The 20,918-nt window shown below is 60.5% G+C and carries 20 protein-coding genes; 7 read left to right on the top strand and 13 right to left on the bottom strand.

The window, feature by feature from the left end:
- The first annotated feature begins 84 nt into the window (after positions 1–84).
- A complete protein-coding gene (gene xopAW / locus AC1RL4_RS27305) occupies positions 85–936 on the top strand; it encodes a XopAW family type III secretion system calcium-binding effector (protein WP_019581210.1) in 852 nt (283 codons plus the stop codon).
- A 38-nt stretch (positions 937–974) separates the two neighbouring features.
- Here xopAW and AC1RL4_RS27300 read toward each other — a convergent pair whose 3' ends face one another.
- The 10 genes from AC1RL4_RS27300 to AC1RL4_RS27255 all read right to left on the bottom strand — a co-directional run bounded on the left by AC1RL4_RS27300 (position 975) and on the right by AC1RL4_RS27255 (position 9,541).
- Entirely contained in the window at positions 975–2,030 is a 1,056-nt protein-coding gene (locus AC1RL4_RS27300; protein ID WP_019581211.1) for an AI-2E family transporter, read from the bottom strand.
- Between the two features lie 69 nt (positions 2,031–2,099).
- A complete protein-coding gene (locus tag AC1RL4_RS27295; protein WP_019650391.1) occupies positions 2,100–2,906 on the bottom strand; it encodes a DUF4892 domain-containing protein in 807 nt (268 codons plus the stop codon).
- 8 nt (positions 2,907–2,914) lie between these two features.
- Positions 2,915–3,574, bottom strand: a complete 660-nt coding sequence (locus AC1RL4_RS27290; RefSeq protein WP_028938915.1) for a glutathione S-transferase family protein — start codon at positions 3,572–3,574, stop codon at positions 2,915–2,917.
- Positions 3,575–3,624: 50 nt separating this feature from the next.
- Positions 3,625–4,479 carry an alpha/beta hydrolase gene (locus AC1RL4_RS27285; protein ID WP_018926275.1) on the bottom strand — a complete coding sequence of 285 codons (855 nt, stop codon included), beginning with the start codon at positions 4,477–4,479 and terminating at the stop codon, positions 3,625–3,627.
- Positions 4,476–5,282 carry an alpha/beta fold hydrolase gene (locus AC1RL4_RS27280; RefSeq protein WP_204124516.1) on the bottom strand — a complete coding sequence of 269 codons (807 nt, stop codon included), beginning with the start codon at positions 5,280–5,282 and terminating at the stop codon, positions 4,476–4,478. The genes AC1RL4_RS27285 and AC1RL4_RS27280 overlap by 4 nt, the downstream gene beginning before the upstream one ends.
- Before the next feature lie 157 nt (positions 5,283–5,439).
- Positions 5,440–5,883: a hotdog fold thioesterase gene (locus AC1RL4_RS27275; protein WP_019581216.1), complete on the bottom strand. Its 444-nt coding sequence runs from the start codon at positions 5,881–5,883 to the stop codon at positions 5,440–5,442.
- A 32-nt stretch (positions 5,884–5,915) separates the two neighbouring features.
- The gene (locus AC1RL4_RS27270; protein WP_230174674.1) at positions 5,916–7,583 is read right to left on the bottom strand and encodes an AMP-binding protein; all 1,668 of its coding nucleotides are present in this window, start codon (positions 7,581–7,583) and stop codon (positions 5,916–5,918) included.
- A 100-nt stretch (positions 7,584–7,683) separates the two neighbouring features.
- Complete coding sequence (gene sixA / locus AC1RL4_RS27265) at positions 7,684–8,136, bottom strand: phosphohistidine phosphatase SixA (RefSeq protein ID WP_018926279.1); 453 nt, start codon at positions 8,134–8,136, stop codon at positions 7,684–7,686.
- Positions 8,133–8,483, bottom strand: coding sequence for a DUF4389 domain-containing protein (locus AC1RL4_RS27260; protein ID WP_018926280.1), 351 nt, complete (start codon positions 8,481–8,483; stop codon positions 8,133–8,135). The genes sixA and AC1RL4_RS27260 overlap by 4 nt, the downstream gene beginning before the upstream one ends.
- Positions 8,484–8,518: 35 nt before the next feature.
- Positions 8,519–9,541, bottom strand: coding sequence for an NAD(P)H-dependent glycerol-3-phosphate dehydrogenase (locus tag AC1RL4_RS27255; RefSeq protein ID WP_018926281.1), 1,023 nt, complete (start codon positions 9,539–9,541; stop codon positions 8,519–8,521).
- A gap of 196 nt (positions 9,542–9,737) precedes the next feature.
- Between AC1RL4_RS27255 and AC1RL4_RS27250 the strand changes: the two genes are divergently transcribed.
- From AC1RL4_RS27250 to AC1RL4_RS27225, 6 genes are all read left to right on the top strand, one after another.
- Positions 9,738–11,855, top strand: a complete 2,118-nt coding sequence (locus tag AC1RL4_RS27250) for a TonB-dependent receptor plug domain-containing protein (protein ID WP_230174676.1) — start codon at positions 9,738–9,740, stop codon at positions 11,853–11,855.
- A gap of 1 nt (position 11,856) precedes the next feature.
- Entirely contained in the window at positions 11,857–12,789 is a 933-nt protein-coding gene (locus tag AC1RL4_RS27245; protein WP_019650388.1) for an ABC transporter substrate-binding protein, read from the top strand.
- A complete protein-coding gene (locus AC1RL4_RS27240; RefSeq protein ID WP_096480911.1) occupies positions 12,786–14,687 on the top strand; it encodes an ATP-binding protein in 1,902 nt (633 codons plus the stop codon). Before AC1RL4_RS27245 ends, AC1RL4_RS27240 begins: the two co-directional genes overlap by 4 nt.
- A 245-nt stretch (positions 14,688–14,932) precedes the next feature.
- Positions 14,933–15,448: a 3-hydroxyacyl-[acyl-carrier-protein] dehydratase FabA gene (fabA, locus tag AC1RL4_RS27235; protein ID WP_018926285.1), complete on the top strand. Its 516-nt coding sequence runs from the start codon at positions 14,933–14,935 to the stop codon at positions 15,446–15,448.
- Between the two features lie 11 nt (positions 15,449–15,459).
- Positions 15,460–16,680, top strand: coding sequence for a beta-ketoacyl-ACP synthase I (gene fabB / locus AC1RL4_RS27230; RefSeq protein ID WP_007937568.1), 1,221 nt, complete (start codon positions 15,460–15,462; stop codon positions 16,678–16,680).
- Positions 16,681–16,958: 278 nt separating this feature from the next.
- Complete coding sequence (locus tag AC1RL4_RS27225) at positions 16,959–17,147, top strand: hypothetical protein (RefSeq protein ID WP_018926287.1); 189 nt, start codon at positions 16,959–16,961, stop codon at positions 17,145–17,147.
- Positions 17,148–17,213: 66 nt separating this feature from the next.
- Here the strand turns inward: AC1RL4_RS27225 and AC1RL4_RS27220 are convergent, their stop codons facing one another.
- The 3 genes from AC1RL4_RS27220 to relA are packed head-to-tail and all read right to left on the bottom strand — an operon-like array spanning position 17,214 to position 20,900.
- Entirely contained in the window at positions 17,214–17,756 is a 543-nt protein-coding gene (locus tag AC1RL4_RS27220; protein WP_018926288.1) for a DUF2058 domain-containing protein, read from the bottom strand.
- Positions 17,757–17,781: 25 nt separating this feature from the next.
- Entirely contained in the window at positions 17,782–18,615 is an 834-nt protein-coding gene (mazG, locus tag AC1RL4_RS27215; RefSeq protein WP_028938909.1) for a nucleoside triphosphate pyrophosphohydrolase, read from the bottom strand.
- 41 nt (positions 18,616–18,656) lie between these two features.
- Entirely contained in the window at positions 18,657–20,900 is a 2,244-nt protein-coding gene (relA, locus tag AC1RL4_RS27210) for a GTP diphosphokinase (protein WP_019581222.1), read from the bottom strand.
- Positions 20,901–20,918 lie beyond the last annotated feature (18 nt).

Below are 20,918 nucleotides of genomic sequence, written 5' to 3'. Positions count from 1 at the left end.
ATCCCACATACCCACGACAACTTGCCCCTTGAGGCTGCATGAACCGGTGCACCCACCGGTTTCCCATTCCAAGGAGTGAGCACAATGATCGGTAGTGTCAGCAGCTACACGAGCTATACCAGCACCAGCAGTACCGCCACCAACAGCGCCCGCAGCCAGCAATTCCAGAAAGAACTGCTCGCCAAACTCGACAACAACAGCGACGGTGCGGTGGATCAGGATGAGCTCAAGAGCGCCCTGTCGCAGAAATCCGACGATGGTCTGCTGGTCAGCCTGAGCAAGAACTTCAGCGACCTGGACAGCGACGAAAGCGGCAGCCTGAGCAGCGAAGAAATGGCCGCGATGGCCCCTCCGCCGCCACCGCCGCACGATCAGGCACCGAACACCGAGCTGGCCGATGCGCTGATCAGCGCGCTGGACACAGACGGCGACGGCGCCATCAACAGCGATGAGCTGAGCAATGGCCTGACCAGCACCGGCAGCACGGCCGACAGTTCGGAAATTTTCTCGGCCCTGGACAAGAATGAAGACGGCACCGTCAGCCAGGAAGAACTCGCCGCCAGCCTGACCCCGCCGCCACCGCCACCTCAGCAGATGTCCAGCGAAGAGCTGTTCAGCCAACTCGATACCGACAGCGATGGCAGTGTCACGGCCACGGAACTGAGCAGCGCGTTGCAGGCGAGCGACAGCACTTCATCGACCGCCACCGACACCAGCGCCGCGTTGCTCAAAGTACTCGATAGCGACAGCAGCGGTGGCGTCAGCAGCGATGAACTGAAAGCCGTCCTGCAAGCCGGCCGCGAGCAGAACTCCGACAGCTCCACCCATCAGTTCAACGTGACCGAAGCCCTGAACAAAATGATCGCCAACCTGAGCAAGCAGTATTCGCTCGACAACGTGGCGACCGTGGGCAAACACCTGAACGTGGCGACCTGAGTCAAAAAACTTCGCGGCCCTAAGACCCAACAAAAAACTTAGGGCCGGCGATCTTCAACCCGGGCCTGGCTCTTGCTCCAATCGGTCAACAGGCTGTAAGCCACTGCCAACAACGTCGGGCCGATGAACAGGCCGATAAACCCGAACGCAATCAACCCGCCAAACACCCCAAGCAGCACAATTACCAACGGTAAATTCCCGCCCCGGCTGATCAGGTACGGCTTAAGCACGTTGTCGACCCCGCTGATAATGAACATGCCCCAGATCCCGAGGAACACCGCCATTCCGTACTCACCCTTCCAGGCCAGCCACGCCGTGGCCGGAATCCACACCAATGGCGGCCCCATCGGAATCAGGCTCAACAAGAAAGTCACGATCCCCAGTACCAGCGCCCCAGGCACGCCGGCAATCAGGAAGCCAATCAACGCCAGCACCGCCTGCGCCGCCGCTGTACCGATCACCCCGTTGACCACCCGTTGCACGGTGCCCGCCACCAGTTCGATGTAATACCCGGCGCGGTCGCCAATCAGCCGCTCCAGCAACCCATGGACAAACACCGCCAAACGCGGCCCGTCCCGGTAGAAAAAGAACACAAACACGATACTCAGCGTCAACTCGAGGATCCCGCCACCAATCTGCGCACTGCGTGCCAGCAACCAGTTACCGACCTGACCCAGATAGGGCTTGATCGCCAGCATCATCGCCGCACCCTGCTGATCAATGCTGTTCCAGATCCCTACCAGCCGCTCGCCGACCAAAGGAATACTGCCAACCCAGGCCGGCGCTTCGGGCAGACCATCGACCTGCACATCCTTGATGAACGCCGTGGCATCTCGCACGTGATCCGCCAGGTTGAACCCCAGCCACACCAGCGGCACCGCCACCAGCAGCATCCAGCCGAGGGTCAGTAACAGCGCCGCCAGGGATTCACGACCATTGAGCCAACGAGTCAACAGACGCATCAACGGCCAACTGGCAAACGCCAGCACCGCGCCCCAGAACAGTGCCGACCAGAACGGCGCCATTACCCATAAACTCGCGCCAAACAGCACCAGCAGCAGGATCTGCACCAACAGCCGATCGTTATTGACCATGTAAGATCCCGAAAAAAGTCAGTCCGTAAAGAGTAGGCAAATGCGCAGAACGCATTCGCCAAATGAAGCTTATCGCAACAGTTCGAAGTGCAGGCCAGAGCCTTCGACGCTGCCGGTTTCCATCCGCGCCGTGCGCACGCCCTGGCCGATCAGCGCCTGGCGCCAGGCTTCGGCACTGGCTCCGGAAATGCTGACTCGCAGTGTGGTGTCCAGGTTCAGGCCTCGGGAAATCAAACGCAGCCAGGTATCGTCAGGGTCGCCGTCGAGTTTGGGGAAATCGAGTTTCCCGGTGCTTTTGAGCTGGCGCAGCAACGTCGCGGATGTCGGCAGCAAATCCCCCAACGGCGCCGAAGCATCGAACTGTTCGACGTGCAGATAAGCCCTGCGATTACCGCGAGTGATGCTGTAAAGCGCCACCAGGGTGTTGTCTTGAGGGGCCGCCAGACGCAGCAGCAAATAAGCCTGCTGATTATCGGCGCCATAGAGCTTGGCGTTACCGAAGACTTCATTGGCCCACAGGCTGCTTTCCCCACAATCCCGGGCCTGACACCAGAACAACAGCTCGGCGCCCTGCTTCTGCAAGGCTTCGCGGGCGGCGGTGAAGGCATCGGTGGAGGAATGCTCCGGTGGCAATTCGTAGGTGACCGAGGTGGTTTGACCGCGAGCGGTGACCTGGCCGTCGAAACGCAATTGGCCGCTGATCTTGCGGATCGAACCCAGCGGGTAAATCCGCTCGAGTTCCACCGTCGGGCGATAGTCGACGATCTGCGCATCGGTCATGCGCGGCACGATAGGCAGGTCCTGACTGCCAGGAATGTCAGCAGCCAATAACCAGGGACTGAAACTGCATAGCGCCAGCAGAGTGAGTGAACGCATGGACAGGCTCATCGGATCAACATGGCCTGGGCACCCTTGATGACACTGGCATCATCGATGCGCTCCGGCACCCGCAAACCGCGCTGCACCGCAGGGCGCGCCTCGAGGGCGGCCAGCCAGCGCTGCAAGGCCGGCAAGCCGTCCACCGAGACACCGGACCAGTCATGACCACGGACCCACGGAAAGGTCGCGATATCGGCAATGCTGTACTCGCCCGCCAGAAACTCCACGGCTTGCAGACGCGTGTCGAGCACTTCATACAAGCGTCGGGTTTCATGTTGATAGCGATCGATGGCGCCCTGGAGCTTTTCCGGGAAGTAGCGGAAAAACACGTTGGCCTGGCCCTGCATCGGGCCGATGCCGCCCATCTGAAACATCAGCCACTGCAACACCACCGAGCGCCCTTTCGGATCCTGGGGCAGCAGTTTGCCGGTCATCTCGGCGAGGTAAATCAGAATCGCGCCGGACTCGAACACGGCGAAATCGCCATTGGCGCGGTCGACAATCGCCGGAATCCGGCCATTGGGGTTGATCTTGAGGAACTCCTCGGACTTCTGTTCCTTTTTGTCGAAACTCAAGGCATGCACCGTGTAGGGCAGGCCGAGCTCCTCGAGCACGATAGAGACCTTGTGGCCATTCGGGGTCGCAGCTGTGTACAGATCTATCATGGTTGTCTCCCATTTCAACCCGCCCAGCCTCGACAGTTGCCCGACGCAAGTCAAGGAACGGCGAAGAACCGATTGAAACAGTCTGCGACAAGACCGGCACCGGGTTCGTCATTGAGGTGCAAGTGATGGCCGCCAGGCAACTGTTCATGGCTAAAGGGTAGACGCTCCAGCAACTCGGGATGTTTGGCGAGCATGCCGTCAGCCGCGACCACCAGGTGTGCAGGACAACTGACGCGCTGGACGAAAGCCATTGCCTGCTCAGTGGTCAGACGCAGCGGCGACGGCAGCGTCAGGCGGCTGTCGGTGCGCCAGGTATAACCGCCCGGCACCGGCATCAAGCCGCGCTGGGCCAGCAGTTCAGCAGCTTCGCGACTGACCGCCACCAAGCCTTTCATGCGCGCTTCGATGGCCCGGTCGAGGGTGTTGTAGACCGGTTTTCGTTTTTCCCGCAGGTCCAGCTGCGCTTGCAGGGCCATGCCCATGCGCTCGGCGGCGTTTTCGCCTTTGTCCGTAGGAGGAATGATGCCGTCGATCAACGCCAGGTGAGTCACCCGCTCCGGCAACGAGCCAGCCAGCACCAGCGAGACAATTGCCCCCAGGGAATGCCCCAGCAGCGCAAAACGTTTCCATCCCAACTGCTCGGCCACTTGCAACACGTCGTGGGCGTAGTCCCACAGCGCGTAACCGGCGCCGTTCGGCCGATGCCCCGAGTGACCGTGCCCGGCCATGTCCAGCGCGATGATGCGCAAGCCGTTGAGCTTCGGCGCCAACCGGGCAAAGCTGTTGGCGTTGTCCAGCCAGCCGTGCAAGGCAATCACCGGCAAACCGTCCTCGGGACCGAACAGGTGCGCCGCCAACTCGATATGCGGCAGGCTCAGGCGAACTTCTTCAACAACGCTGCTCATGCGCAATCCTGTTGGCGGCGACCATCCCAGCGACTGAACAGGTTCTTCAGCAGCGTGGCCGTGTCGTGTGGACGTTCGAGGGGAAACATGTGGCCGCCGGGTACGGTCAAGGACTCGCCCAGTGGCATGCGCCCGACGGAGCGGGCGTGATGGCGCATCACCACGCGGCTCTTGTGCCCGCGAACCACTGCCAGCGGCACTTTCAACTGCCGCGCGCGGCCAGGGCTGGTGTGCGGTACGCCACGGTAGATGCTGATTTCCGTGGCCGGGTCGAAGCGCAGGCGCAGCTTGTCGCCGACCTTTTGCAAACCATGTTGAAGATAGGCTTCGAAGCATTCCGGGTCGAAGCCACGAAACAGGGTTTTACCGGCGAAATACAGGCGGGCCGCTTCCAGATCGGCGAACTCTTCCCGTCGTCCCAACGTGCGACCGGCCGGGGTCAGGCGATCGATGAATCCGAAGCGTTTGGCGGCACGGATTACCCATTGATCGGTGCGGGTCAGCACTGGTGAATCGAGCATGACCACACCGCGATACAACTCAGGGCAACGCAACGCGGCGTGCAGGTGCAGCACGCCGCCGAAAGAGTGGCCGACGCCCCAGACCGGCTCCGGCTGCTGCTGGAGGTGATGAATCAGCTCATCCACCAGATTGTTCCAGTTGTCGTCCGCCGGAAAACGCGGGTCATGGGCGTGCTGCTCCAGATGCGCCACCTGGTACTCGGGCGCCAGCGCCGCGAACAACTTGCTGTAGGTCCCCGAAGGGAAGCCATTGGCGTGGGCGAAAAATATCTGTTGCGGCATACCGGCGGATCCATGTGCGAAAAACAGACGTTGATTGTCCGTAAGACGGCGTCCCACAGCAATGACCGTAACTGACAGGAATGATGACAGTCGGGTCAGGGCTATGGCGGGGGAGCAAGAATGCCCCCTCGCCTTGCTACACAGAGCATGCCGAAACTCATCGCGCCGGCGGTTTCTCCCCCAACGGCACCACCGCCATGGTCAGCCGCGACACACAACTGGCCTTGCCCTCATCACTGGTCAAGCGAATATCCCAGACATGGGTGGTGCGCCCGATGTGAATCGCCTTGGCCACCGCCGTCACCCGCCCGCTGCGCAGACCGCGCAAATGGTTGGCGTTGATTTCCAGGCCCACGCAATAAAACTTGCTGGCGTCGATGCACAGGAAACTGGCCATCGAGCCAACGGTTTCGGCCAGCACCACCGAAGCGCCGCCGTGCAGCAAGCCATAAGGCTGGTGCGTACGGTGGTCGATGACCATGCTCGCGGTCAGCGACTCGTCATCGAAGGCTTCGAAGCGAATATCCAGCACTTCGCCGATGGTGTTTTTCTGGATAGCGTTCAACTGCTCGATGTTGGGAGTGGTGCGCCACAGAGTCATCGTTGCGTTCCTTTGTTGGTGTTGTTCGTGACTCAATCCTGCCACAGCACCGCCTCGCTGCGCGCGCTCCATTCTTCGAAGCGCGCACCGTAAGCCGCTTCGATCATGTTGCGCTTGATCTTCAGGGTCGGTGTCAGGAAGCCGTTTTCCACCGCCCAACTGTCCTTGACCACCACCAGCCGATGCAAGCGTTCATGCCTGTCGAGGACGCCGTTGACCTCCTCCAGCAGTTGTTCCAGGCTTGAATGCAAACCCGCCCTCGCCGTCCCGCTGGCGTCCTGCTGACCGACCGCCGACAACACGCACAACCCCAGTGGCGCGCTCAAACCATCGCCGACCACGCACACTTGTTCGATCCGCGAATGCACCGCCAGACGACTCTCGATTGGCGCCGGGGCCACGTATTTGCCTTTGCTGGTCTTGAAGATTTCCTTCAGGCGCCCGGTCAGGCGCAGGTTGCCCTCTGCGTCTTCCTCGCCCTTGTCACCGGTGCGCAGGAAGCCGTCCTCGGTGAGGGTTTCGGCGGTTTTCAAAGGCTCCTTGAAATAGCCGAGCATGGTCGCGCCACTGCGCACCAGCACTTCACCTGATGGCTCAACCCGTACTTCGACCTCCGGGCATGGCTTGCCGATCCAGCCGGGGTTGTTTTGACCGGGCAGGCCGATGTGGGAGTAACCGCAGCTTTCGGTCATGCCGTACACCTCCAGCACGTCCAGCCCCAGTTTTTGGTACCAATGCAACAAGGTCTGCGGCACTGGCGCCGCGCCGGACAAGGCGATGCGCAAAGCGTCCAGCCCCAGCCCGGCGAGGACTTTGTGCCCTACCCGTTTGCCGATGAAAGGCAGGCCGAGCAGGAAGTCGAGGCGTTTTGCCGGGATCTTGCTGTACACGCCCATCTGGAATTTGGTCCAGATGCGTGGCACGCCGAACAGCGCGGTCGGTCGGGCACGCTGCAAATCGGTGAGGAAGGTGTCGAGGCTCTCGGCGAAAAACACCGTTTGCCCGGTGTAGATCGCTGCCAGCTCGACGAACATCCGCTCGGCGACATGGCACAGCGGCAGGTAGGACAGCAGGCGATCCGACTCATTCAGGCCAAACAACCGGGTGCCATGGGTGGTGGCAAATCCCAGCGTGCCGAAACTGTGCATCACGCCTTTGGGCTGGCCCGTGGTGCCAGAGGTGTAAATGATGGTTGCCAGTTGATCGGCGGCGGGTTTGGGGTCGTCCTGAATCGGTGAGCTGCGTTGCAGGTCGGCCCAGCTGAAATCGAAAGTGCCCACCGGGCACAGCGGCAGGCTGATGGTCGGCAGGCCAGGCCTAATCCCGACGGACATGCCCGGCCAGTCATCCAGCTTGCCGATGAACGCCAGTGCAGCTTCAGAATGATCGAGCACCTGGGCCACGGAATCGGCGGTGAGATTGGGGTACAGCGGCACCGAGACATGCCCGGCCATCCAGATCGCCAGGTCGGCGATGATCCAGTGGGCACAGTTTTTCGAGATCAATGCGATGTGGCTGCCTTGCGGCAATTCGCGAGCCCGCAGCCAGTGGGCGGCACAACGCGCCTGATGACCGACGTCGGCCCAGGTCAGCGTCTCAACCTGGCCGCCCCCTGTCGGCTGGACCAGAAAGCGCTGGCGCGGATGACGGGCTTCGCGCTCGTAGAAGACGTCCAGTGGCAAACGAAAAGCAGCAGACATACGACTTGCTCCCATATTTCTGGTCTGGAGCAAGCGTAGTCAACCAAGCAAGTGCTTGGTTGACTATTTCACACAAAAATCAGCGTCCTGTGGGAGCCGGTTATGGGGTTTTGATGCCGTTGAGCTTCATCGCCCCAACCAGCAGTTCGTCGCCCTCAAGCTCCGCCAGCCCGGCGGTGCCGACTCTCTCAGGGTCTTGCACGTGACCATGCTGCAAATAGCCCAGCAGGTTACCGACCAGCGGGTTGTGGCTGACCAGCAGCGCGTGATCCACGGAAACCAACTGCTCCGCCACCGCTTGCGGATTATTGTCGGGCGTCAGCCATTCGACGGTGCGAATCTCCGGTGCAAAACCCAGTTCCTTACGCACCAGCATTGCGGTCTCCTGTGCTCGCAGGTAAGGGCTGGCATAAATGGCAGTCAGGTGTTTGCCCTTCAATTTCGCCGCGATGCGCTTCACCTCTTTGCGCCCCTTGTCGGTCAGGGCCCGCTCGGAGTCCGGACGAGTACCGTGAGGTTCGGCTTCACCATGACGCAATACCCAGAGTTTCATAGTTTCGGTTCCTCATCTCGGGCCGGATGCGGCGCCGGCGCCACAACGTGCGGGGCTTCACCTTCCGGTGTACGCGGCGCTGGCCAGTCGGCGAACGGCCAGGGCTTCTGGTCGCTGTGAAAGCTGCCGAAACGACCGATCTGCGCCAGAAACTGGCTCAGGCTGTCGCCGAAATTCATCAGGCTGGCGCTCGGTGCGCCATATATCAAACGATAGATCAGCTGCACCAGCACCACCGCGCCGAGGATCAATTGCGCCACTTGCCAGACCAGCACATAGACAATCATCCACAGCACCCGCAGCAGGATGGATTCGTACTTGCCTTCTTCTACTTTCGGATCGTTCATGTCTGTCTCGCTCCCTGCTCGTATCGGTTAAATGCTTAGAAACCACTGGGGGAAATAAAGTCCACGTCGGTTTTCGGTTCGCCACGCATCAACAACCCAATCACCTGATCAAGCGTGCGCCCTTCGAACAGAATCGCGTGCAATCCGGCGACCAGCGGCATATATACACCTACTTCCTGAGCCTTGGCCTTGAGCACCTTAAGGGTATTCACGCCTTCGGCCACTTCGCCCAGACGCGTCACCGCGTCCTCCAGGCTCAAGCCCTGGCCGAGGGCAAACCCGACCTGATAATTGCGGCTTTTCGGCGATGAGCAGGTGACGATCAAATCGCCGACGCCCGCCAGCCCCAGGAACGTCATCGGGTTGGCACCCTGACTGACCGCGAAGCGGGTCATTTCCGCCAGCGCCCGGGTAATCAGCATGCTCTTGGTGTTTTCGCCCATGCCCAACGCCACTGCCATGCCGGCGATGATGGCGTAAACGTTTTTCAGCGCCCCGCCCAGCTCCACGCCAAAGCGGTCGGCGCTGGCGTATACACGAAAGGTCCGGCCATGCAGCGCGGCCTGGACCTGCTGGCAAAGGTCTTCGTCTTCGCTGGCGACCACCGTGGCGGTCAGCGCGTGTTCGGCGATTTCACGGGCCAGGTTCGGTCCCGACAGCACGCCGATGCGCGCTTGCGGGGCGATGTCTTCAAGAATCTGGCTCATCAGCTTGAACGTATGGGCTTCGATGCCTTTGGTCAGGCTCACCAGCATTTTGCCGCTCAAAAGCTGAGCGTAAGGCGCCAGCACCGAGCGCAGCGCGCTGGAGGGCAACGCGACGAAGCACAGGTCGCAGGCTTCCAGCGTGGCTTGCAGGTCTGTGACTGCCTCCACCGCCGGAAGAATCTTGATGCCTTTGAGGTAACGCGGGTTCTCGCGATTGACCCGAATGGCCTCGGCCTGCTCGGGGTCACGCATCCACAGTCGCACCTGATGCCCGTTCTCGGCCAGCAGATTAGCCACGGCGGTACCAAAACTTCCGCCTCCCAGGACCGCAATTGGGCGCTGTTCAGTCATATGCAATCCGTTAATCCATACCAGTGGCGATGCCCGCATTATACGGAGCGGCCCAGTGGCGGCCAGCCCCGACATCAATTACCGGCACTTGTAGGAAGAAGACCAAGAAAACCGAGGAAAATGCCCACAACGTGACTGGAAAAGTCATTGCGCTCGGTTAACATGCGCGCCAATTAATCGCTATCAAGGCCGTGCCGTGTCTTTTGGCTCTCCCTCTCCTCGCTCGCCACTGGTGCTGGCGCTGATGTTCAGCTCGCCATTGCTGGCCGACGACCTGTTCCTGGACAACGATCCGTTGCCGCAAGTGCTCACCGCGACGCGCCTGAAGCAGTCGCCGGCGGCCGTGCCGGGCAGCATGACGGTGATCGACAGCGAACTGATCAACGCCAGCGGCGCGCGGGATATCAGCGAGTTGCTGCGGCTGGTGCCGGGGATGATGGTCGGCAATATCAGCGGCAACCAGGCGGCGGTGAACTACCACGGCACCAACGCCAGCGAAGCGCGGCGCATGCAAGTGCTGATCGACGGCCGCTCGGTGTACCGCGCGGGCCTGGCCACGGTGGACTGGAGTGATATTCCGGTGGCCATGGAAGACATCGAGCGCATCGAGGTTTTCCGTGGGCCGAACACCGTCAGCTACGGCGCCAACGCGCTGATGGCGGTGGTCAATATCATCACCCGCAAACCGGCCGACAGCCACGGCACGCGGCTGAAAATCACCCGAGGCCAACGCGGCATCAACGATTTCTACGCCAGCCAGGGTATGGGCTGGGACAGCGGCGACTTGCGCCTGTCGTTGTCCGGGCAACAAGACGATGGCTTCGACTCGGACCGCACCGGCGCCGATTACCGCGACAGCCGTCGCTTGAACCGCTTCAGCCTGGCCGTCAGCCAGACACTCAATGAAAACCAGAGCATCGACTGGCAACTGAACGCCAAGGACGGGACCAACCAGCGGCCCTATACCTACCGCCCGGTGTTCTCAGGGATTACCGCCGCTGGGAACAATTCCGACGTCATCGCCAAGGACTACGCCGGCTCGCTGCGCTGGAACCTGGACATCAACCCTGATCACAGCCTTTATATTCAAGGCTCGGCGCAACACTGGGATCGTCAGCAGACTTGGCGTGCCTGCGATGCCGAGATCTCGTTCAGCCCGGAGCTGACCCAACTTTGGCAGCTCAATCCCAATTACACCGAACGTCTGGCGCGCAACATCGCTCGTTTCACCGGCGCGCCCCCCGGTACAGCGGCAGAACAAGACTTGGCCAATCAGGTTCTGGCGCAATGGCGAAACGGCGCGAACAAAACGCTGTGCGGCGACATCGACCAGAGTGCCCGAGAGTCGCGCTACGACCTCGAACTGCAAGACACCCTCAGCCTGTCCGACACGCTGCGGCTGGTCAGCGGCATGAACTATCGTTACGACCGGGCCGATTCCGAGACCTACTTCAATGGCACGCTCGACGACACCACCTGGCGGGCGTTCGGCCAACTCGAGTGGCGCGCCACCGAGCACTGGTTGCTGCAAGGCGGGGCGATGTTCGAAGACACACAATTGACCGGCAGTTCGCTGACCCCGCGGGTGGCGGTCAACTATCTGATCACTCCGCGTCACGGTTTGCGCGCGGTGTATTCAGAAGCCGTCCGCTCGCCGGACATGTTCGAGAACAGCGTCAACTGGAGTTACCAGGTGACCAACCTGCAACCCAGTGCCTATGGCCAGACCAGCGTCCGCTATTTCGTCAGGACCCGTGGCCCGGGTGACCTCGAACAGGAACGCATGCGCTCCCGGGAATTGGGCTACAACGGCTACTTCACAGACTGGGGGCTGACGGTCGATGTAAAGCTGTTCTACGACGAAATCAACGGCATGATCAGCGAACCGCTGCGCAACAATCAGTACATTGCCAGCAACTCGAACAGCTCACGATTCTCAGGGACGGAAACCCAACTGGACTGGCGCGTCAGCAGCACCGATCGTCTGCGCCTGACGTACGCCTATGTCGATGCCGAGGCGAGCAACCCGCTGGATGCACAACAAACGGCGCGCAACAGCGGCTCCGCCGGTTGGCTGCGCAACTGGGGCCAGGGCTGGAACAGTGCGCTCTTCTACTATGGTGCCGACGCCCTCAACGGTTACCGCTTCGAACGGGTCGACACCCGCATCGCCAAACGCATCGGCCTGGGCAAGGCCAATCTGGAGCTGGCCGGGATCCTCCAGCAACGCCTCGACAATCAGCCCACCACTTTCGTCGACAACAACTACGACGAGCGTCGGGTGCTCTACTTCAGCGCGGAGCTGGAGTTTTAAGATGCCGTATTGCCTGCCACGGAAGACGCCAACCCTTGGCCGCCTGCTGGCCGGGCTGTGCCTGGTGCTTGCCGGGCTGCTGTGCAATCTGCCGGCCCGGGCCGCCGACATTCTGCTGACCGGCGCCGACGACAGCCCTGGCGTGCAGTCTTTCGTCCAGGCCCTGAGCGAGTTGCGCCCTACCGACAGCGTGCGCTTCCAGCCGGTCGCCAGCTTGCCGGCACCCGGCCAACTGCCCGCGGGCACCCGCCTGATTCTGCTCGATTTGCAAAGCCTCGACTGGCGCCTGCAAGACGCCCAAGGCCCGGCAACGCTGGTGCTGCGCATCAGCCGTCTGCAAGCCCACCAACGCTTTGGCGATGTTTCGCCACCGCACCTGAGCCTGCTCTGGAGCGATCCGCCGCTGGATCGACAATTGCGCCTGACCCGACTCGTCCTGCCCGAGGCTCGACGTGTCGGCGTGCTATTCGACAGCCACAGCGAATTCCTGCTGAAGGAACTGCATCAGGCTGCCCTGCCCCTGGGCCTTGAAGTGGTCACCGAGCGTTGGGACAACACCAATGACAGCCGCCCGTTGCAGGCCCTACTGAAAAACAGCGATGTGCTGCTGGGCCTGGATGATCCTGATCTGTACAACCCCAAAACCGTGAAAAACCTACTGCTCAGCAGCTACGCACGGCAGTTGCCGCTGATCGGTCCCAATGCCGCCTTCGTCAGGGCGGGCAGCCTCGCCAGCACCTACAGCGACCAGCGCGATTGGCTGAAGATTCTCGACGAACTGCTCGACCGCCCCTCCAGCACTTGGCCGCGCACCCTTTATCCGCAGCACTTCAAGGTCTTGAGCAACCCGCAAGTGGCTCGTTCATTAAGCATTGAACCGATGAATGAAGCCTCTGTCGCAACACAGCTGGCCGAAGGAGAACACCGCCCATGACCTTCCGTAGCGGTTGGGACATCAATACCCGTACCCAGATCATCAGCCTCGGCCCGGCGCTGCTGCTGACGTTGCTGCTGATCAGTTTCTTCACCTTCGTGCGAATCCAGGACCTGCGCCAGGAACTCAACCACACCGGTCAACTGATCGCCAACCAACTGGCGCCGGCCACCGAATACGGGGTGATCTCGGGTAATAACGACGTGCTCGAGAGTTTGCTCAAAGCCACCCTGGCCACGCCCAATGTGCGTTTTCTGGAGGTTCAGGACAGCACCAACCGGGTTCTGGTGTACGTCGAACAACCGTCGGAAACCCACAATCGCTCGCACCAGGTCGAAGTGTTCCAGGCTCCGGTGCGGCTGCAACGCATTGCGCTCAACAATGACTTCTTCCAGAACAGCCGCACCGCCCCCACGAAGCCGGGAGAGGATTATCTGGGCCGGGTGATCGTCGGTCTGTCCAATGACGCCTTCAACCAGCGCCAACAGGAAATCCTGTTCAAGGCCGGGATCCTGGCCCTGTTCGCCCTGCTGTTTACCTTTCTGCTGGCTCGGCGCCTGGCCAGCAGCCTGTCGCAACCGATCCACGACATCGGCAATGCGGTCAAGGCGATCCAGAAAGGCGACTACAAAACGCCCCTGCCGATTGTCGATGACACCGAACTGGGCGCCCTGTCGCAACACATCAACAACCTTGCCCAGGGCCTTGAACAAGCCAGCCGCGAACAGCATCAGGCCATGGCGCAATTGATCCAGACCCGCGAGGAAGCGGAAAAGGCCAACAACGCCAAATCCGAATTCCTGGCGATGATGAGTCATGAGCTGCGCACGCCGATGAATGGCGTGCTGGGCATGCTGCAACTGCTGGAAACCACCGCGATGACCGAGGAACAGATCGAGTACGCCGCGCTGGCTTCTGAATCGACTGAACACCTGCTCAAAGTGATCAACGACATTCTCGACTTCTCGCGCATCGAACGCTCGGAACTGGAGCTGGAGCACATTGCATTCAACCTCGCGGACCTGATCACCAGTTGCGCCCAGTCGTTCCAGCACAGCGCAGTGCAACGCGGGCTTGACCTGCAACTGCAGATCCCCGAGGACATGCGCGCCCTGCAGGTTCAGGGCGACCCGACGCGGATCCGGCAGATACTGGTCAACCTGGTCGGCAATGCGCTGAAATTCACCGAACGGGGCCGCGTCACGATCGAACCGCAGTGGCAGTCGCTGGATCACGAATTGCTGTGGTTCACCTGCACCGTGCGCGACAGCGGGATCGGCATCCCGGCCGAAAGCCTGGAATTGATGTTCAACGCGTTCCAGCAGGCCGACAGTTCTATTTCAAGACGTTACGGTGGCACCGGGCTGGGGCTGCCGATTGCCCGCACCCTGGCAGAACGAATGGGCGGCACCTTGCGTGCTCAGAGCGAAGAAGGCGTCGGCTCGGTGTTCACCCTGGAAATTCCTTTGGCGCTGTATAAGCAGTCGTTGCCGGTGCTGGCGCCGCGAGTACATACCGGCAATGGCCACGGCGAAGGTCGCAATGTGTTGCTGGTGGAAGACAACCCGGTCAACCGCACCGTCGTCGAAGCAATGTTGCGCAGCCTGGGCTTTACTGTCAGCGTCGTCACCGATGGCGCACAAGCGGTGCGCAGCGCCGAGAGCCTGATTTTCGAAGCGATTCTGATGGATTGCCGACTGCCGGTCATTGACGGCTACGAGGCCACCCGACAGATTCGCCAACTGCCCGGCTGCGCTGACGTGCCGATCATCGCCCTGACGGCCAACGCCTTGCAGGGCGATCGTGAAGCCTGTTTGTCCGCGGGAATGAACGATTACCTGGCCAAGCCCTTTAAACGCACTGATCTGCAGCAAATTCTGCAGCGTTGGGTGCAGTAGTGCAGGCCTTTCGACGATCTGCGACTGGCGTGAAAGACGAAAGTGCGGCAGTCTTAGGCACCCGAACAGGCCCTAAAAGGGGCTTGAATAATAATTTCAGTGCACAAGTGTACATTCATGTCCTTGGTGCTGTGACTTTCACTACAACGCAATAGTCTATGAGTAGGCTGCTGACTCGAGGCATGAACGCTTCGATCGGCCGGGAAGATTCGCCCCCCTGCCGCATGGACTATTGAGGAGCTCGCATGACCAAACAAAACGCCTTTACTCGGGAAGACCTGCTGCGCTGCAGTCGTGGTGAGCTGTTCGGCCCGGGTAACGCGCAACTGCCCGCCCCGAACATGCTGATGGTCGATCGCATCACCCTGATCTCCGAAGAGGGTGGCAAGTACGGCAAAGGTGAATTGGTCGCCGAGCTGGATATCACTCCAGACCTGTGGTTCTTCGCCTGCCACTTCGAAGGTGATCCGGTGATGCCGGGCTGCCTGGGCCTCGATGCCATGTGGCAACTGGTCGGTTTCTTCCTCGGCTGGCAAGGCCTGCCGGGCCGCGGTCGCGCCCTGGGTTCGGGCGAAGTGAAATTCTTTGGCCAGGTACTGCCGACCGCCAAGAAAGTCACCTATAACATCCATATCAAACGCGTCCTCAAAGGCAAGCTGAACATGGCCATCGCCGATGGTTCCGTGACTGTCGACGGCCGCGAAATCTATACCGCCGAAGGCCTTCGGGTCGGCGTTTTCACCTCCACTGACAACTTCTAAGGGTTATCCGCATGCGCCGCGTCGTTATCACTGGTCTGGGCATCGTTTCGTGCCTGGGCAATGACAAAGAGACCGTCTCCGCTAACCTGCGTGCAAGCCGCCCTGGCATCCGGTTCAACCCGGAATATGCCGAAATGGGTCTGCGTAGCCAGGTTTCCGGCTCCATTGACCTTCCCCTCGAAGAGCTGATCGATCGCAAGATCTATCGCTTCGTCGGCCACGCGGCGGCTTACGCCTACCTGGCCATGAAAGATGCCATCGCAGACTCCGGCCTGACCGAAGAGCAAGTTTCCAACCCGCGTACCGGCCTGATCGCCGGTTCCGGTGGCGCCTCCACGCTGAACCAGATGGAAGCGCTGGACATCCTGCGCGAGAAAGGCGTCAAGCGTGTCGGCCCATACCGCGTAACGCGGACCATGAGCAGCACTGTCTCCGCTTGCCTGGCCACCCCGTTCAAGATCAAGGGCCTGAACTACTCCATCGCTTCTGCCTGCGCCACCAGTGCTCACTGCATCGGTACCGCCATGGAACAGATCCAGATGGGCAAGCAGGACATCGTATTCGCCGGCGGCGGTGAAGAAGAGCACTGGAGCCAGTCGTTCCTGTTCGACGCCATGGGCGCCCTGTCCAGCCAGTACAACGAAACCCCGGAAAAAGCTTCCCGTGCCTACGACGCCAAGCGTGACGGTTTCGTCATCGCCGGCGGTGGCGGCATGGTCGTGGTCGAAGAGCTGGAACACGCTCTGGCCCGCGGCGCGAAGATCTACGCGGAAATCGTTGGCTACGGCGCGACCTCCGACGGCTACGACATGGTCGCCCCAAGCGGCGAAGGCGCCATCCGCTGCATGCAGATGGCCATGTCCACCGTTGACGCACCGATCGACTACCTGAACACCCACGGCACCTCGACTCCGGTCGGCGACGTGATGGAAATGAAAGGTGTGCGTGAAGTGTTCGGCGACAACGCTCCGGCCATCAGCTCCACCAAGAGCCTGTCGGGTCACTCCCTGGGCGCCGCCGGCGTTCACGAAGCGATCTACTGCATGCTGATGATGGAAGGCAACTTCATGGCGGGTTCCGCCAACATCGACGAACTGGACCCGGAAGTGGCAGACATGCCAATCCTGACCAAGACTCGCGAAGACGCCACCATCAACACCGTGATGAGCAACAGCTTCGGCTTCGGCGGCACCAACGCCACGCTGGTACTGAAGCGCTGGCAGGGTAAGTAATACCCCGCCTACGCCACACATAAAAACGCCCCGACTGGTTCGGGGCGTTTTTTTTTGCCAGGTTTTATCTACGGCCAGACAGCCCTTGAAACATGAAACATTTGTCATGGAACTCAACAGCCTGCGACTGAATGTCGCGTATTTCGCGGGCTGCAGCACTTTCTCCGTTTTTGCAAAAATCCGTTACCGATTTCAGTCGTTTACTTAGCCAGCTAACAAAACTTATAACAAAGGCCTGCACACGCCTTGCTGCAGATAACAGAGATTGGAGCTAGCAGATGACTGTAAAAGTAACTGAACGCGACGATTCACATATGTCCCATGAAGGCATCGCCGCCGGTATCCGCATCTGGGATGTACATCAACAAGACCTGTTGGTCGGGATGTTCCATTCCGAGACCGAAGCCCACCAATACAAGGCCGAACTGGAATCACTGGAGCAGCAACGCGAAGCGCGTTCTGCATAACCACCGCATTGAAAATGACAAACCCCGCCATGAGCGGGGTTTGTCGTTGTTGCAGCTGCTAACGGCTTACCACATCAGATCGTCAGGAATCTGATAGGCCGCGTACGGATCGTCTTCGGTGCTGACTTCTTCTGTCTTCACATTCAGCTGCACGATGCGTTGTGGGTCGCGCTCCTGAATCTTCAGGGCTGCCTCACGAGGGATCACTTCGTAACCGCCAGCGTGATGCACGATCGCCAGGGAACCGCTGCTGAGCTTGTTGCGCATCAGGGTGTTGACGCTGATGCGCTTGACCTTCTTGTCGTCAACGAAGTTGTAGTAGTCCTCGGTGTTCAGCTTGGGCAGGCGCGAGACTTCGATCAATTGCTTGACCTGGGCGGCTCGGGCCTTCTGCTCGGCCTTCTCCTGCTGCTGACGGTTGAGCTCCTGGTCGCGCTTGACCTTCTCGGCCATGGCTTCCTGAGCCGCACGCTGCTGGGAGTCATCGAGTTCGATCTGGCCTTTGTGGGCCAGACGCTGTTGTTTCTGTTTTTCTTTGCCGACCTGTTTGGCCTGCTTTTGGTTGACCAGCCCTGCTTTGAGCAACTGGTCGCGAAGGGAAAGGCTCATGGTGCTTACTCACTTAGGCAACAGCTCAGCCGCAGCTGGGCAAATTCTTTTCCTGACGTTTGGCTTCGCCCCATAAGGCGTCCAACTCTTCGAGGGTGCAATCTTCTATGGGACGGTGGGTGTCGCGCAATGCCTGTTCGATAAATCGGAAGCGTCTTTCAAATTTTGTGTTCGCGCCACGCAGTGCGGTTTCCGGATCGACCTTGAGGTGACGCGCCAGATTGACCACGGAAAACAGCAGGTCGCCGACTTCATCGGCAATCGCCACCGAGTCATTGTCGGCCATGGCTTCGAGCACTTCATCGAGCTCTTCGCGAACCTTGTCGAGCACCGGCAAGGCGTCCGGCCAATCGAAACCGACTTGCCCTGCGCGCTTCTGCAGTTTTGCCGAACGGGACAACGCCGGCAGTGCCGCAGGTACGTCATCGAGCAAGGACAACTGCTCCGGCGCCGAAGACTTCTCGGCGCGTTCTTCGGCCTTGATCTCTTCCCAGCGTTGCTTGACCTGCTCTTCATTCAGACGCGGGACGTCCAGCGGCGCGTACAGATCACCGGTGGGAAATACGTGAGGATGACGGCGGATCAACTTGCGCGTGATGCTGTCGACCACACCAGCGAATTCGAAGCGCCCTTCTTCCCGAGCCAGTTGGCTGTAATAAACCACCTGGAATAACAAGTCGCCCAACTCACCCTGCAAGTGATCGAAATCGCCGCGTTCAATAGCATCGGCGACTTCGTAGGCTTCTTCCAGGGTGTGCGGGACGATGGTGGCGTAGGTTTGCTTGATGTCCCACGGACAGCCGTACTGCGGGTCGCGCAGACGGTTCATCAGGTGCAGCAGGTCTTCAAGTGAATACATCTTTTATCAATCTCTACACCATCAATTTCCGTGAAGGTTTCTCACGGTGTGCGGTTACGGCGGGTTTCGATGATGTTCGGCAACTGGGAGATCCGCCCCAGCAACCGCCCCAGCGCATCCAGCCCCGGAATCTCGATGGTCAGGGACATCAACGCAGTGTTGTCCTCTTTGTTCGAGCGGGTGTTGACCGCCAGCACGTTGATCCGCTCGTTGAGCAGCACCTGCGACACGTCACGCAGCAGACCGGAACGGTCGTAAGCGCGAATGATGATGTCCACCGGATAGGTGAGCACCGGCACCGGCCCCCAGCTGACCTGGATGATCCGTTCCGGCTCGCGCCCGGCCAGTTGCAGCACCGAGGCGCAGTCCTGACGGTGGATGCTCACGCCACGGCCCTGGGTGATGTAACCGACGATGGCGTCCCCCGGCAACGGCTGGCAGCAGCCGGCCATCTGGGTCATCAGGTTGCCGACGCCCTGGATCTGGATATCGCCGCGCTTGCCCGGTTTATAGCCGGTGGCTTTGCGCGGGATCAGCTCCAGCTGTTCGTTGCCGCGTTCCGGCTCGACCAGTTGCTGCGCCAGGTTCACCAGTTGCGCCAGGCGCAAATCGCCTGCGCCCAACGCAGCGAACATGTCTTCGGCGGTCTTCATGTTGGCCTTTTCGGCCAGCTTGTCGAAATCCACCTGCGGCAGACCGAGGCGACTGAGTTCGCGTTCAAGCAAGGTTTTACCGGCCGCGACGTTCTGATCGCGGGCCTGCAACTTGAACCAGTGAACGATCTTCGCCCGCGCCCGCGACGTGGTGATGTAACCCAGGTTCGGGTTCAGCCAGTCGCGGCTTGGGGTGCCGTGCTTGCTGGTGATGATCTCGACCTGTTCACCGGTTTGCAGGCTGTAGTTGAGCGGTACGATGCGCCCGTTGATCTTGGCGCCGCGGCAGTTGTGACCGATTTCGGTGTGCACGCGGTAGGCGAAGTCCAGCGGCGTCGCGCCCTTCGGCAAGTCGATGGCGTGACCGTCGGGAGTGAAGATATAAACCCGGTCCGGCTCGATATCGACCCGCAGCTGTTCGGCAAGGCCGCCGATATCGCCCAGCTCTTCGTGCCACTCGAGAACCTGACGCAGCCAGGAGATTTTCTCTTCGTAGTGGTTCGAGCCGGACTTGACGTCGGTGCCCTTGTAACGCCAGTGCGCGCAGACACCCAACTCGGCTTCTTCGTGCATGGCGTGAGTGCGTATCTGCACTTCCAGCACCTTGCCTTCAGGGCCGATTACCGCGGTGTGCAGCGAGCGGTAGCCGTTCTCTTTCGGGTTGGCGATGTAGTCGTCGAACTCTTTCGGGATGTGCCGCCACAGGGTGTGGACGATGCCGAGCGCCGTGTAGCAGTCGCGCATTTCCGGCACCAGCACGCGAACGGCGCGCACGTCGTAGATCTGGCTGAATTCCAGACCCTTGCGCTGCATTTTGCGCCAGATCGAATAGATGTGTTTGGCCCGGCCGCTGATGTCGGCCTCGACGCCGGTGGCCTGCAACTCGTTCTTGAGCTGGGTCATCACATCGCTGATGAAGCGCTCGCGATCCAGCCGTCGCTCATGGAGCAACTTGGCGATCTGCTTGTACTGGTCGGGCTCGAGGTAACGGAAGGACAAGTCCTCCAGCTCCCACTTGATGTGACCGATACCGAGGCGGTGAGCCAGCGGCGCGTAGATGTCGAAGACTTCACGGGCGACGCGGTTGCGCTTCTCGTCATCGGCGGTTTTTACCGCACGGATCGCACAGGTGCGCTCGGCCAGTTTGATCAGCGCGACGCGCACGTCGTCGACCATGGCCACGAGCATCTTGCGCAGGTTTTCCACCTGGCCTTGGGTGCCCATCACCATGGATTTACGCGGACTCAGACTGTCGCTGATCGCCGCCATGCGTTGCACGCCGTCAATCAGTTTGGCGACCACCGGGCCGAAGCGCTGGCTGACCGCCGGCAACTGGATCTGGCCTTCGCGCACGCCGCGGTACAAGACTGCCGCGACCAACGAGTCCTGATCGAGTTTGAGGTCGGCGAGAATCTCGGCGATCTCAAGGCCGGTGCGGAAACTCGAGGTCCCTTCGGACCACAGGTTTTTCGCCGCATTGGCTTGTTGTTCGGCCTCGCGAGCGAACTCGCAGGCTTCTTTCAAGGCTTCGCGATCCAGTGCCGTATCGATACTGACCGCGTGATCGAGCCAAGCCTCGAGATTGATACTGCCGTCAGTGTTGATCGGCTGGTGTGCTCTCACCTGTACCATCTTGCTTTACCTTCCCTA

The sequence above is a fragment of the Pseudomonas sp. GW822-FHT07A10 genome, from assembly GCF_058798795.1.
The sequence above is the reverse complement of the archived record's forward strand: the minus strand, read 5'-3'. Positions and strand labels throughout refer to the sequence as shown.

What these genes read in the sequence shown, in the direction of transcription:
- relA (WP_019581222.1), bottom strand. Translation starts at nt 20,900, where the DNA reads ATGGTACAGGTGAGAGCACACCAGCCGATCAACACTGACGGCAGTATC.
- AC1RL4_RS27275 (WP_019581216.1), bottom strand. Translation starts at nt 5,883, where the DNA reads ATGACTCTGTGGCGCACCACTCCCAACATCGAGCAGTTGAACGCTATC.
- AC1RL4_RS27280 (WP_204124516.1), bottom strand. Translation starts at nt 5,282, where the DNA reads ATGCCGCAACAGATATTTTTCGCCCACGCCAATGGCTTCCCTTCGGGG.
- AC1RL4_RS27225 (WP_018926287.1), top strand. Translation starts at nt 16,959, where the DNA reads ATGACTGTAAAAGTAACTGAACGCGACGATTCACATATGTCCCATGAA.
- AC1RL4_RS27290 (WP_028938915.1), bottom strand. Translation starts at nt 3,574, where the DNA reads ATGATAGATCTGTACACAGCTGCGACCCCGAATGGCCACAAGGTCTCT.
- AC1RL4_RS27260 (WP_018926280.1), bottom strand. Translation starts at nt 8,483, where the DNA reads ATGAACGATCCGAAAGTAGAAGAAGGCAAGTACGAATCCATCCTGCTG.
- sixA (WP_018926279.1), bottom strand. Translation starts at nt 8,136, where the DNA reads ATGAAACTCTGGGTATTGCGTCATGGTGAAGCCGAACCTCACGGTACT.
- AC1RL4_RS27255 (WP_018926281.1), bottom strand. Translation starts at nt 9,541, where the DNA reads ATGACTGAACAGCGCCCAATTGCGGTCCTGGGAGGCGGAAGTTTTGGT.
- fabB (WP_007937568.1), top strand. Translation starts at nt 15,460, where the DNA reads ATGCGCCGCGTCGTTATCACTGGTCTGGGCATCGTTTCGTGCCTGGGC.
- mazG (WP_028938909.1), bottom strand. Translation starts at nt 18,615, where the DNA reads ATGTATTCACTTGAAGACCTGCTGCACCTGATGAACCGTCTGCGCGAC.
- fabA (WP_018926285.1), top strand. Translation starts at nt 14,933, where the DNA reads ATGACCAAACAAAACGCCTTTACTCGGGAAGACCTGCTGCGCTGCAGT.
- AC1RL4_RS27285 (WP_018926275.1), bottom strand. Translation starts at nt 4,479, where the DNA reads ATGAGCAGCGTTGTTGAAGAAGTTCGCCTGAGCCTGCCGCATATCGAG.
- AC1RL4_RS27245 (WP_019650388.1), top strand. Translation starts at nt 11,857, where the DNA reads ATGCCGTATTGCCTGCCACGGAAGACGCCAACCCTTGGCCGCCTGCTG.
- xopAW (WP_019581210.1), top strand. Translation starts at nt 85, where the DNA reads ATGATCGGTAGTGTCAGCAGCTACACGAGCTATACCAGCACCAGCAGT.
- AC1RL4_RS27300 (WP_019581211.1), bottom strand. Translation starts at nt 2,030, where the DNA reads ATGGTCAATAACGATCGGCTGTTGGTGCAGATCCTGCTGCTGGTGCTG.
- AC1RL4_RS27240 (WP_096480911.1), top strand. Translation starts at nt 12,786, where the DNA reads ATGACCTTCCGTAGCGGTTGGGACATCAATACCCGTACCCAGATCATC.
- AC1RL4_RS27270 (WP_230174674.1), bottom strand. Translation starts at nt 7,583, where the DNA reads ATGTCTGCTGCTTTTCGTTTGCCACTGGACGTCTTCTACGAGCGCGAA.
- AC1RL4_RS27295 (WP_019650391.1), bottom strand. Translation starts at nt 2,906, where the DNA reads ATGCGTTCACTCACTCTGCTGGCGCTATGCAGTTTCAGTCCCTGGTTA.
- AC1RL4_RS27220 (WP_018926288.1), bottom strand. Translation starts at nt 17,756, where the DNA reads ATGAGCCTTTCCCTTCGCGACCAGTTGCTCAAAGCAGGGCTGGTCAAC.